Origin of the sequence: Sporomusa aerivorans (genome assembly GCF_041428895.1) — a bacterium.
Classification (GTDB): Bacteria; Bacillota; Negativicutes; order Sporomusales; family Sporomusaceae; genus Sporomusa; species Sporomusa aerivorans.
On the sequence record NZ_CP156926.1, the window covers coordinates 1 to 12,293 of the forward strand.

Here is a 12,293-nt window from a genome sequence, read left to right on the forward strand (position 1 = left end):
ATGAGTGCGGATACCGCTTATATGGCAAGCATTTGGCAACAGGCTTTAATACATATGAAAAAAGCGTTTATCAAGCCGCTTTTTGAAACATGGATCAAATCTACCATGCCACTTTCAATAAATGACAATGTAATTGAAATTGGCACTCCCAAGCAATTTGTAAAAGAGTGGCTGGAAAGCCGCTACGTGCCTGTTATTAAGGCTGCCCTGAAAGCTGCCGCCAATAAAGATTTTGAAATCGTTTTTATTAATATGGATATTGAGATGGACGGCATCGAAGAGGACCCGCTCTTTGATATAGACGTTATTCCTAAAGCTAATTCTGTTCCTGAAATAATTGTCGAAGAACCGGAAAAAAATATTTCTGGTCCAATATCAGCAACTGTTCATCCCGAGGAAACCGGTATTCATTCCCTTGATTACCTAACATATCTGGACGATATTCATGATATACCGGAAGCGGCCGCAGCCTCTCCGGAACCCCCTCCTGCCCCCAAAAGCAGTCTGCAAAAAGAGAAGCGTCCTGTCCAAAGCCAGCAAAATACCATTATCCCGGCAACCGAAGATTTTAATCTTAATCCTAAGTATATTTTTTCCACTTTTGTTATCGGTAATTCAAACCGTTTAGCACATGCCGCTTCTTTGGCTGTATCCGAAGCCCCTGCCCAGGTGTACAACCCCTTCTTTATCTATGGCGGCGTTGGTCTGGGAAAAACACATCTTATGCATGCCATTGGCCATCGTATAAAAGAAAATAATCCTAATATAAAAGTAGTTTATATCTCCAGCGAAAAATTCACCAATGAACTGATTAATTCCATTATCAGCGGCAATCCGGAAAGCTTCCGCCAGCGCTATCGGAATATCGACGTTCTTTTAGTTGACGATATTCAGTTTTTATCTAAAAAAGAGCATACGCAGGAGGAATTTTTCCACACCTTTAATACTCTGCATGAGGCTAACAAACAAATCATTATCTCCAGTGACCGGCCACCACGGGAAATTCAGACCTTGGAAGACAGGCTGCGTTCCCGTTTTGAATGGGGCTTAATTACCGATATCCAGCCACCAGACTTAGAAACACGCATAGCCGTACTCCGGAAAAAAGCCATGATGGAAAGTCTGAATGTGCCTAACGAGGTTGTCGTCTATATAGCCAGCCGGATCGAAAACAACATCCGCGAACTTGAAGGCGCGCTCATCAGGGTAATTGCCTATGCTTCTCTCAATAACCAGCCAATAGATATTGATTTAGCCACTGAGGCCCTGAAAGACATATTCCCCAATGGTCGTCCCAAACAAATTACCATAGAAATCATTCAGGAAATTGTTGCGGGCCATTTCAAAATTAAATTAGACGATCTTTCTGCCAAAAAACGCACCCGTAATGTGGCTTATCCACGGCAAATTGCTATGTACCTCTGCCGGGAACTCACAGAGACTTCTTTACCTAAAATCGGTGAAATATTTGGCGGCCGCGACCATACTACCGTAATTCATGCCCACGATAAAATTGACCGTGAGCGTCATGCCGATGCTAAGTTAAATAACACCATAAAAGAACTTATCAAACGAATTGAATCCTAGCTGTTTATAACTTTGTTTATAACCACACGGTTAAACTGTACACAAAATGTTGATAACTTTAAGCAGAGTTTTTTCTGTGAATATGTTAATAACTGCCCTAATACTTATCGACATATTATTAACACCAGATATCCACACCCAGCCTGCATTCGACATATTTATCAACATATCTACAGCCCCTACTACTATTACGGCTATTTTATTACTATATGTATTAAATAATAATAATATTACAGTTTGCCTAAACAAATTTTATCGATTATGCAAAATGCAAGGAGGCTTTTTCTGATGAATATTACCTGCGCCAGAGACAGGCTGAATTACGCTGTACAAACAGTTCAAAAAGCAGTGGCAGCCAAAGCGACCCTGCCAATTTTGTCAGGCATTTATTTATCTGCTCAGGATAACAAACTTACACTGCAAGCCACTGATTATGAAATTGGTATTAGCTGCACAATTGATGCCCAAGTGGCTGTTCCCGGTAAAATTGTCTTATCGGGCCGCTATTTTCAGGAATTAGTTAAACGACTGCCTGGTGAAACAGTTGAGATTGCCTCCTCCACCGAGGATAGAACCATAAAAATAACAGCAGGAGCCTCGCAATTTAACCTGCTGAGTTTGCCTGCTGATGAATTTCCTGTCCTGAAGCCGTTATTTGATAAAACCGTCGGCATTAGTGCTCTAACTATAAAAGATAACGTATTACGGGACCTCATCAAAAGAACGGTATTTGCCTGTGCCACAGAAGAAAGCAGGCCTATTTTCACCGGTGCATTATTAGAACTTACCGAAACCGATGTAAGAATGATAGCCACAAATACTCACCGGCTGGCATTAAAACAGAGTATTACGGAAAGCACTACGGTAAACAATAATGTTAAAATCATCATTCCCTCTAAAGTCCTTAATGAACTGGCCCGCCTGTTAACCTCAGAACTGCCTGTGGATGTTAATATCTGCTGGGAGAAAAGCAAGGTAGCCTTTAACTTCGATAATGTTTACCTGGAATCCCGGCTAATTGAAGGACAATACCCTGATTACCACAGGGTTATTCCGAAAGAATTTGCTACAACAGCCACTATTAATACTGCTTTGTTTATGGATGCGGTTGAGCGTGTTTCCCTGATGGCTAAAGACGGTGAGTATAATATAATAAAATTCCAGTTTAATGCCGACCAGATAATTATTACCTCTAATAATCCCGATATAGGTAAGGCTTACGAAACAATCCCGATAAATACAGACGGTACTGAAATCGAAATTGCATTTAATGCTAAATATGTAACAGATATCCTTAAAAATATTGGCGCCTCCGAGCTGCTCTTTTCTTTGAATACACCACTAAGTCCGGCCAGTATCCGTCCTTCTAACGACGAATACTATACCTATATCATTACTCCGGTTCGTACCAGCTAAAGATAGTAAAATATCCCCCCTGCCAGGAGGATTTACCATGGAAGATATTGAAATATATACCCCGGAAATTAATATAGACCAGCTGCTAAAGTGGGCCGGGATTATTGATAACGGAGCGCAAATCAAACCACTTATTGAAGAGAAGCTAATCAAACTTAATGGCAATCTTGTTACAGAACGCCGCAAAAAGGTCCGTCCTGGTGACATAATCGACATTTCAGGTGTTGGCTGCTGGAGAATTATTACAGGTGAAGCATGAGAGTAAATCGGCTTATACTACGTAATTTTCGTAATTATGTAAACATAAATCTTGAATTTACAGCCAATATCAATGTTTTTGTTGGCCCTAATGCCCAGGGAAAGACCAATCTTCTGGAAGCATTATATCTTGCGGCAATGGGCCGTTCACACCGCACTAATACCGAGCAGGAATTGATTCGATGGGATCAGTCTGCCGCCAGTGTGGAAGTTAATTTCGCCCGTCAGGAAGTAGAAAACTCCTTAAAAATTAAATTGATAACCAACCAGAATAAGGAGATACTATACAATAGTCATCCTTTGCCGGCGAAAGAAATTATTGGATCCCTAAACGCAATATTGTTTTCACCAGAAGATTTGCTGTTGATTAAAGGAGCGCCGGCCTTACGTCGGCGCTTTTTGGATAATGAAATATCACAGGCCAACCCTCCCTATTACCGGCAACTGCTAAACTATAACCGGATGATTCATCAGCGCAACAATCTGTTGAAAAAAATCCGGGAAGGCAAGGCCGGCGCTGATCTTTTAGAGCCATGGGACAATCAGCTCTCTGCCGCGGCTGCTATTATTACCCAGAAACGCACAGAAGCAGTTAAAAAACTTTCCATGCTGGCTAATCTGCATAACCGCAAAATAACCGGCAACAGGGAGAGTTTGACTGTTTCCTATGCCATACACGGTTTAGAGCAGGATAAATTCGGTGATTTACATAATTGGTATCAGGATCAGCTTAACCGTCAGCGCCGCCAGGATATCTTAAGCGGCAGTACCGGCATAGGACCTCACCGGGATGATCTTAATTTTTTTGTAAATGGAAAAAATTTACGGAATTTTGGTTCTCAAGGGCAGCAGCGTACCGGTGTACTGGCTTTAAAACTGGCAGAGTTAGAGTTTATTAAATCAGAAACAGGGGAATATCCTATTCTTCTGTTAGATGATGTTATGAGTGAACTTGACTCTGCCCGGCGTTCTGAATTACTCTTATTTATTAGGGAACGTATCCAGACTTTTATTACAGCTGCCGATGAACAATACTTTTCACAGGCCAAGGTAGGGAAATTCTACCGTATCCTAAATGGCACGATAACGGAGTGATCAATATGTTTCGTGTAAAGGATGTCTTGTCGGGAACGCTAAAATCGATGGGAATAACTAAGCAATATAATGCTCAGTCCGTTATTGTTCATTGGCAGGAAATTGCCGGTGATGAAATTGCCAGCCATGCCTGGCCTATATCCATTCAACGGGGCGTATTGCTGCTGGCGGTCAATAATCCGGTATGGAGTCATCATCTTATGATGTTAAAACCGGTAATTATCGAGAAGATCAATAAATTCTTAAATGAAAAACTGGTATATGATATTCGTTTTCAGGCAGGAAATTTGCAAAAGTACCAGAATCAAGAAGAGGATGAGGAAAATAGTACAAAATTGCGGCCTGCCAAGCTTACTTCAGATGAATTAGCGGCTGTCTGGCAGCAAACAGAAGCTATACAGGATGACAGTTTACGGAAAAAATGTTATTATGTTTTAATAAAGCAAACAGCACTTACTAAAGCCAAACAAAACGATGGCTGGCAATCCTGTAAGCGCTGCAATATATTAGTGCCACCAGGTCAAGGCCTCTGCACAGTATGCAGCATGGAGTTTAAAAAAGAAAAAACAGAAGCTATTACTAAACTATTGACAGAAGCGCCATGGCTTACCTATCAGGAAATGCTTCAATATGTGCCATGCAATGCGCGCGAATTCCATACGGCAAAAAAACGCTTGGTTCATAAACTTATTCATAGTTTGTTTGACCCTGGCTGGGACAAACTGAATGAAGCTACTTTAGTTATGCTTATGACAGGAATAAAACCGGCCAGGATTAATCAAACCTTAGTCGATACTGTTATTGGCAAAATAAAAATGCGGCTTGCGGAAAAAGTCAGGAGGAAAAGCCATGTTTCTGCACCTAGGCGCTGATACTGTTATTCCTTTACGCAGTATAATTGCTATTTTTGACTTAAAAATAACCGGCTCGGCAATTACCGATCAGTATATGAAAAATGTTAAAGCAAAGAACAAAGTAATCGATATATCTGATGACAATGTAAAAAGTTTTATTGTTACCGATCAGAATATTTATTTTTCAGCTATATCTTCGCAAACACTTAAGAAGCGGGCTGGCTATATTCCGGTTGGAGAAGAGGAATAACGGGGGTTTGGCAATATGGTAGATATGAGTGACACAACAGTTAACGGCAGCTATGGCGCGCAACAGATTCAGGTGCTTGAGGGCCTGGAGGCTGTTCGCAAGCGTCCTGGCATGTATATCGGCAGTACATCGTCTAAAGGGCTGCATCATCTGGTATATGAGGTAGTCGATAACAGTATTGATGAGGCCTTAGCCGGTTTTTGCAACCGGGTGATAGTGAAAATACATAAGGATAATAGTATTACTGTTATTGACAATGGCCGCGGTATTCCTGTTGATATGCATGAAACAGGCAAACCGGCGGTTGAGGTTGTACTTACTATCTTACATGCCGGCGGAAAATTCGGCGGCGAAGGTTATAAAGTCTCCGGCGGCCTGCATGGTGTTGGTGTATCGGTAGTTAATGCTCTGTCTGAATGGATGGAAGTTGAAGTAAAAAGAAACGGTAAAATTTATCAGATCCGATTTGAACGCGGCAATACGGTAAGCAGCCTGAAAGTAGTCGGTGAAACCGAGGAAACTGGAACAAAAGTTTGTTTTAAGCCTGATCCGGAAATTTTTGAGGAAACAGAATATAGCTTTGATACTCTTAAAAGCCGGTTACGGGAACTGGCATTTTTAAACAGGACTATAACCATTGTTATCGAAGATGAACGTACCGAAGAAAAAAAGGAGTTCTACTATGAGGGTGGTATAACTTCTTTTGTTGAGCATCTTAACAAAAGCAAAGATGTCGTTCATTCCAAGCCGATTTTTTTAAGCGGATCTAAAGATACTACGCTTGCTGAAATAGCTATTCAATATAATGACAGTTATGCGGAGAATATATTTTCCTTCGTCAATAACATTAATACCCAGGAAGGCGGCACCCATCTCAGTGGTTTTAAAATCGCCTTAACCCGGGCGATAAATGACTTTGGCCGTAAACTCAATTTATTAAAAGATAATGATGAAAACTTAAGCGGTGAAGATGTCCGGGAAGGTCTGACCGCTGTTATTAGCGTTAAGATTCAGGAACCTCAGTTTGAGGGTCAGACCAAAACTAAACTAGGCAACAGCGAAGTCCGCGGGGTTATTGATAATATAGTGTCCGATGGCCTTAATGAATTTTTTGAGGAAAATCCTGCTGTTACCAAAAAGATTATTGAAAAAGCCGTTATGGCCTCCCGGGCCCGGGAAGCCGCCAGAAAAGCCCGCGAGCTTACCCGACGTAAAAGTGCGCTTGAATCCAGCTCGCTGCCTGGTAAATTAGCCGATTGTTCAATTAAGGATCCTGATCAGGCTGAAATCTATCTTGTAGAAGGTGACAGTGCCGGCGGATCGGCAAAACAGGGACGGGACCGCCGTTTTCAGGCTATCCTGCCCTTAAGGGGCAAAATTTTAAATGTTGAAAAAGCCCGGATGGATAAGATTCTTAATAACGAAGAAATTCGGGCTATGATTACCGCTTTTGGCAATGGCATCGGTGAAGATTTCGATATTGAGAAACGCCGGTACGGCAAGATTATTATCATGACAGATGCTGATGTCGACGGATCCCATATCCGGACACTGCTTTTAACCTTCTTTTATCGTCACATGCAGCCGCTGATTCAGAGTGGGCATGTATATATTGCTCAGCCGCCGTTATATCTTGTTAAAAAAGGACGGGAGAGCTGGTATCTTTATAATGACGCAGAAATGGACAGTCTGCTGGCCAGAATCGGACGCGACGGCATCAATGTCCAGCGGTATAAAGGCCTGGGAGAAATGAATCCCGAGCAATTGTGGGAAACAACCATGAATCCGGAAACTAGAACCGTTCTCAGGGTTGAACTGGAGGATGCTATGGCTGCCGATGAGATATTCTCCGTGCTGATGGGCGACAAAGTTGAGCCCCGGCGTAAGTTTATCGAAGAGAATGCCAGCAAAGTAAGGAATCTGGATATATAAACACAGCCTATACGTTAAAAAAATCACCCTTAACCGGGTGATTTTTCATTATCAACAATCATTTGCTTTTCAACCATGCTTTCATATAGCAGGTTCTTTGCCTGCCGGGAGGCCCACTTGATTTCATTGGCGGTAACAGCTACATCCAGGAGGGCATGTAGATAATAACTGCCTGTGAGCTTGGGATGCCACTCATCAATGGCCTGCGTTAACCTTTCCCAGTATTCTTCACTGATTTCTTCCGGTTCGGCCGGTAATCCGTCAATAATTATATCCCTTAGCTTACTATTAACCCTGCCGATGGTCACACAACCGCTTGACAATAAATCCAGAATTGTTCTAAATTCCCCACTGATAGGCGGAGACCCGGATTGGTGACGGCGGTCGAATCTACCTGGTAAAAGTTCATAAATACGGTCTGCTTTACCAATTAGGGACTGATTATAATCAATGAACTTTTCGACGGCTAAAAACCAGTCTGTTTGCCCTGCTCTGCCGGTTGTTTGCGAGTCACCTTCCCGTTTTAGAAATTCTAATAATTTACGGGACTCTTTGTTGAGTTTATGTACTTTTTCTTTTTGTTCCCGGCGAAGAGGCGGTTTGGTATTTTCGAGCTCAACATAGTCGTGAATGGCCTGGCAAAAGTAAAGAACAGCCTGCTGATTGCTTTCCAGGAGTTTTTCTTTAAATTGCTGCTGGTAACGGGGAGGCCAGAGCAAGACATTAATAATCATAGCGACACTAAGTCCGACAAATATGACAGCTGATCTGGTGAGTGCATGGGTCAAAAACTGATCGGCATTTGAGCTTAGAACAAATAGGGCAGCTATGATTCCCATGGTAACTGTACTCTGGAATTTAAATCTTATATGCAAGGATATGAGTAAAATTGTAATAATGCCCATTACAAGCGGACTATTTCCCAGAATATAGCCAAAGGCCAGTCCGGTGATTACTCCTAGAATGTGGACCATAATTTGATCTTTGGCAGTTTCTATTGATAAAAATATAGAGGGCTGCATATTAATAACCGCCGAGACGGCGCCGAAAAAGGCGGGCTCAAGATTAAAATACTTACAAATATACATTGTGATGGTTACTGCAATGCCTGTTTTTATAATGCGGGCGCCTAATTTCATTTGTCTGCCACCTCTTTTTTTGCAATTGTTTTATTTGCTTTATATTAACCAAATTATAGATGATTTCCAATGGTTTTGCCATGTATTTAAAAATATACATATAGATGTAAAGTATCTCTGGTGCGGATTGGAAGGGAATAGTATTTGTTTTGTCGAAGTATTTATATCCGGAAAAAATATTGTATTGACTATCTGGAACGGAAAAATGTTGTAGAGGAGCTGGAAAGTGAACTTTATTGCCCAATATCATACTAAGCTGCGCAGTTCTGAAAAGACAGTAAAAGTTATACAATCTGGCAACTGGGTCAATTTTGATCCTGATCAATCCGATATCCGAGTGACTGAAAATTTGACGGACTCCCAAACAAATAGTCTGGGCAGGCTGAATGTTTATGGCATTTTATGGATATATTAAAAAACGCAACTCGTTAGCTAGGGGGTTGTGTTTTTTTCTCGCTGCTAAATTTAATGCTCTAACTAAATTAGCAATTAATTAAAAAATGAGATTATGTTTATTCAAATACAGTGAAATCAGATATGATAATGAGGGGGTTCTGATATGATTGAAAAAGCGGTAGGTATTTTGGGGGTTGGCTCCTTTGTGCCTGATAAAGTTGTTACAAATCATGAGCTGGAAAAAGTTATTGATACATCAGATCAATGGATTGTTGAACGCACCGGTATTCGTGAGCGCCGCATTGTTGAACCCGGGCAGGCGACTTCCGATTTAGCTACTAAAGCTGCTGAAAGGGCTTTGCAGGACGCCGGCGTAAGTGCTGAAGAAATAGATCTAATCATCGTCGGCACTGTGACCCCTGATATGTTTTTCCCTTCAGTGGCCTGTTTAGTGCAGGAAAATCTCAAGGCACACAAAGCAGCGGCTTTTGACCTGACAGCCGTTTGTTCCGGTTTTATTTACGGGCTGATTACAGGCAGCGCTTTCATAAAAACCGGCACCTACAAGAAAATTTTGGTGATTGGTGCTGAAACTTTATCGACAATTACCGACTGGAATGACCGGAATACAGCCATATTATTTGGTGACGGCGCCGGCGCTGTGGTCTTGGGTGAAACTGAGCCAGGCTATGGCATTCTTGGTACTAATTTAGGCGCGGAAGGCGCCGGCGGCGATCTGTTAAAAGTACCGGCAGGCGGTTCAAGGCAGCCGATTACTGAGGAATTGATCAATAATAAACTCCATTATATCCATATGGATGGTAATGAGGTATTTAAATTCGCTATCAAAGTTATGGGCGAGACCGTAAATAAGGCACTGGCTGAGGCAAAACTTGCAGCGTCAGATGTTACCTGTCTTGTGCCCCATCAGGCAAATTTGCGAATCATTCAGTCAGCCGCTAAGCGCCTGGGTTTGCCTATGGAGAAAGTTATTGTTAATGTTGATAAATATGGTAATACATCAGCTGCATCCATTCCGATCGCTCTTGATGAAGGTATAAAAAGCAACCGCATTAAAAATGGCGATGTAATTGCATTGGTAGGCTTCGGTGGAGGACTGACCTGGGGATCCTGTGTTCTTAGATGGCTAAAATAAATTGTATTTGCGAAATAAAATTATATATAATTAAATAATCAAGTGCCGCCAAACTATGGTTTGGCGGTTTTTTATTGTGAAAAGATTAGGTAAATTATCATAAACTAGACATATTAATAATTTACTAGTAAAATAAAATTAACAAAAAATAATATTTAATTACAAAAAAATAACAACAAAAAGTTTTTTTTAGGAAGTGATTTTATTGAAAAATAAAAGAATTACTATCAGTGCGCGAATACTTGCGGGATTTCTATTGGTTGTAATGGCTTTCGCAGGTTTAAGTCTTTATACATATGCACAAATAATTCAAATCGAAGAGGGGTATACTTCTCTTTTAAAGCGCAGTGTGCCGCTGGTTGTCGAAGTAAAAGATTTAAATATTGAACTTAGAAGCCAGGGATATCATGCCCGCGGGTTTCTCTTATCAGGTAACCCACAATATATTCAGGATTATAATGCTTCCCGTGAAAAAATGGAGAATATCCTGAAAAGCTTGGAACAGAAGTTGATTACGCCGGAAGGGAAGCAAAAAACTACAGATTTACGACAGTCGATTGTACGTTATCAGGAAGTTACCGAAAAAACAATGCAGATAAGACAGGAAAAAGGCGTTGAGGCATCGCTAGAGTACATGCGCACGGCCGATACAATTAGCCGTAATGTGGAAGAACAAATGGATGATTTTGTTAAATTCCTGTCTGAGCGTATGGATCTCCGGGTTGAGCAAAATCAACAGGTTGAGAAATCTATTAAAAGAAGCATTATTGTCTTAGATTTTGCTATTTTATGTGTTGCGATTCTTATTGCCCTGTTAATAGCCCGCAGCATTGCCAGGCCGATAAAAGCTGCTTTGGAGTCAGCAAATAAAATTGCCCAAGGAGATTTAAGGAAGCAACAATTTAACTATCAGGGCAACGATGAATTAGGTGATCTAATAAGAGCTTTTCACACTATGGAAGATAATTTGCGTCAGCTTGTAAAAGATGTTATGGAATCTTCTCAGAATGTTGCCAACTCTTCGGGTATTCTATCGGAAAGTACCAAGCAATCGGCAGAAGCTTCGAACCAGGTTGCTGTATCAATAGAAAGTGTTGCCAGCGGGGCGGAACAACAGGTGAATGCTGTTCAATCCACTGTAAGAGCAGTGGAAGATATGTCAGAGAGTATTCAACAGGTTGCTGCAAGTACAGGCTCTGTTGCTAATGCTTCGGAAAATACAACTAAGGTAGCAAAATCTGGTGGCAAATCTATTGAGACGGCGGTTAATCAAATAAAAAATGCGGAGAAAACAGTCGCTGATTCCACTCAAGCGGTATCAGAGCTGGGAAATAGGTCGCAGGAGATTGGCAAAATTGTTGATACTATTGCAGGGATCGCCGGGCAAACCAATCTATTGGCGCTTAATGCAGCCATCGAAGCCGCTCGGGCCGGAGAACAGGGGCGGGGATTTGCGGTAGTGGCCGATGAGGTACGCAAGCTGGCAGAACAGTCTCAAGAGGCTGCAAAACAGATAGCCGGGATAATCTCCGGGATTCAGGACGATACCGGTAAGGCGGTTATTTCTATGCAGAGCGGCAAAAGGGAAGTAGAAAACGGGGCAAAGCTTGTGGAAGAAGCCGGTGGCGCCTTTAGGGAGATTATCGGCATGGTTGAGCAGGTATCCGTCCAGGTTGGCGAAATAGCAGTTGCAGCGCAGCGGCTTGCAAGCGGCAGTAATCAGGTTATCAATTCAGTCTATGAAATCGAGAATATAAGTAAAAAAACCGCCGGTGAAACTCAGTCGGTATCAGCTGCGACACAAGAGCAATCTGCGTCGATGGAAGAAATTTTTGATTTAAGTCAGACCCTGGCTGAAATGGCCAGGAACCTGGATATAGCGGTAAAGCGTTTTAATTTATCCGACGATTAACCTGCTTTAGAGCTTCCGCTTCTACAAGTGGTAGTTTTACCCCTACGGGCCGGACACAGGCGAGCTACTGAGTCCCTAAGGGCGACTACCTTCAGCTGGGATTAAAACCCCGTCTGAAGGTTAGTGTACTTATAAATTAGACATTCCTGGAGAAGTTAGCTTCCAGGAATGTTTTTATTCATAAATATGTAAGAATTTCGTAATAATGTTGTCATGAAATGGAAAGACTCGCTTGCTATACTATGAGTATATATCCATTAAAAAAGAAGGAGGCGGGAAGAATGTCAACAGGTATGTC

General features: G+C 41.7%; 11 protein-coding genes. 10 read left to right on the forward strand and 1 reads right to left on the reverse strand.

Going from position 1 to position 12,293, the window contains the following annotated elements:
* The 7 genes from dnaA to gyrB all read left to right on the forward strand — a co-directional run bounded on the left by dnaA (position 1) and on the right by gyrB (position 7,392).
* Positions 1-1,587 carry a chromosomal replication initiator protein DnaA gene (dnaA, locus tag SATMO3_RS00005; RefSeq protein WP_371375743.1) on the forward strand — a complete coding sequence of 529 codons (1,587 nt, stop codon included), beginning with the start codon at positions 1-3 and terminating at the stop codon, positions 1,585-1,587.
* A 288-nt stretch (positions 1,588-1,875) separates the two neighbouring features.
* Complete coding sequence (gene dnaN, locus SATMO3_RS00010; protein ID WP_371375746.1) at positions 1,876-3,003, forward strand: DNA polymerase III subunit beta; 1,128 nt, start codon at positions 1,876-1,878, stop codon at positions 3,001-3,003.
* A gap of 37 nt (positions 3,004-3,040) precedes the next feature.
* Positions 3,041-3,262 carry an RNA-binding S4 domain-containing protein gene (locus SATMO3_RS00015; protein ID WP_371375749.1) on the forward strand — a complete coding sequence of 74 codons (222 nt, stop codon included), beginning with the start codon at positions 3,041-3,043 and terminating at the stop codon, positions 3,260-3,262.
* On the forward strand, positions 3,259-4,356 hold the full coding sequence (gene recF / locus SATMO3_RS00020) for a DNA replication/repair protein RecF (RefSeq protein ID WP_371375752.1): 1,098 nt from the start codon (positions 3,259-3,261) through the stop codon (positions 4,354-4,356). Before SATMO3_RS00015 ends, recF begins: the two co-directional genes overlap by 4 nt.
* A 5-nt stretch (positions 4,357-4,361) precedes the next feature.
* Entirely contained in the window at positions 4,362-5,228 is an 867-nt protein-coding gene (locus SATMO3_RS00025) for a DciA family protein (protein ID WP_371375755.1), read from the forward strand.
* The gene (gene remB / locus SATMO3_RS00030) at positions 5,206-5,460 is read left to right on the forward strand and encodes an extracellular matrix regulator RemB (protein ID WP_371375758.1); all 255 of its coding nucleotides are present in this window, start codon (positions 5,206-5,208) and stop codon (positions 5,458-5,460) included. The genes SATMO3_RS00025 and remB overlap by 23 nt, the downstream gene beginning before the upstream one ends.
* A 15-nt stretch (positions 5,461-5,475) precedes the next feature.
* A complete protein-coding gene (gyrB, locus tag SATMO3_RS00035; RefSeq protein ID WP_371375760.1) occupies positions 5,476-7,392 on the forward strand; it encodes a DNA topoisomerase (ATP-hydrolyzing) subunit B in 1,917 nt (638 codons plus the stop codon).
* A 29-nt stretch (positions 7,393-7,421) separates the two neighbouring features.
* Here gyrB and SATMO3_RS00040 read toward each other — a convergent pair whose 3' ends face one another.
* Positions 7,422-8,531, reverse strand: coding sequence for an aromatic acid exporter family protein (locus tag SATMO3_RS00040; protein ID WP_371375763.1), 1,110 nt, complete (start codon positions 8,529-8,531; stop codon positions 7,422-7,424).
* A 226-nt stretch (positions 8,532-8,757) separates the two neighbouring features.
* Between SATMO3_RS00040 and SATMO3_RS00045 the strand changes: the two genes are divergently transcribed.
* The 3 genes from SATMO3_RS00045 (at position 8,758) to SATMO3_RS00055 (ending at position 11,995) form a co-directional block, all read left to right on the forward strand.
* Complete coding sequence (locus SATMO3_RS00045; RefSeq protein ID WP_371375766.1) at positions 8,758-8,946, forward strand: hypothetical protein; 189 nt, start codon at positions 8,758-8,760, stop codon at positions 8,944-8,946.
* Between the two features lie 144 nt (positions 8,947-9,090).
* Positions 9,091-10,083: a beta-ketoacyl-ACP synthase III gene (locus tag SATMO3_RS00050; RefSeq protein WP_371375768.1), complete on the forward strand. Its 993-nt coding sequence runs from the start codon at positions 9,091-9,093 to the stop codon at positions 10,081-10,083.
* Between the two features lie 205 nt (positions 10,084-10,288).
* The gene (locus SATMO3_RS00055) at positions 10,289-11,995 is read left to right on the forward strand and encodes a methyl-accepting chemotaxis protein (RefSeq protein ID WP_371375771.1); all 1,707 of its coding nucleotides are present in this window, start codon (positions 10,289-10,291) and stop codon (positions 11,993-11,995) included.
* Positions 11,996-12,293: the final 298 nt, after the last annotated feature.

What these genes read in the sequence shown, in the direction of transcription:
- dnaA (WP_371375743.1), top strand. Translation starts at nt 1, where the DNA reads ATGAGTGCGGATACCGCTTATATGGCAAGCATTTGGCAACAGGCTTTA.
- dnaN (WP_371375746.1), top strand. Translation starts at nt 1,876, where the DNA reads ATGAATATTACCTGCGCCAGAGACAGGCTGAATTACGCTGTACAAACA.
- SATMO3_RS00015 (WP_371375749.1), top strand. Translation starts at nt 3,041, where the DNA reads ATGGAAGATATTGAAATATATACCCCGGAAATTAATATAGACCAGCTG.
- recF (WP_371375752.1), top strand. Translation starts at nt 3,259, where the DNA reads ATGAGAGTAAATCGGCTTATACTACGTAATTTTCGTAATTATGTAAAC.
- SATMO3_RS00025 (WP_371375755.1), top strand. Translation starts at nt 4,362, where the DNA reads ATGTTTCGTGTAAAGGATGTCTTGTCGGGAACGCTAAAATCGATGGGA.
- remB (WP_371375758.1), top strand. Translation starts at nt 5,206, where the DNA reads ATGTTTCTGCACCTAGGCGCTGATACTGTTATTCCTTTACGCAGTATA.
- gyrB (WP_371375760.1), top strand. Translation starts at nt 5,476, where the DNA reads ATGGTAGATATGAGTGACACAACAGTTAACGGCAGCTATGGCGCGCAA.
- SATMO3_RS00040 (WP_371375763.1), bottom strand. Translation starts at nt 8,531, where the DNA reads ATGAAATTAGGCGCCCGCATTATAAAAACAGGCATTGCAGTAACCATC.
- SATMO3_RS00050 (WP_371375768.1), top strand. Translation starts at nt 9,091, where the DNA reads ATGATTGAAAAAGCGGTAGGTATTTTGGGGGTTGGCTCCTTTGTGCCT.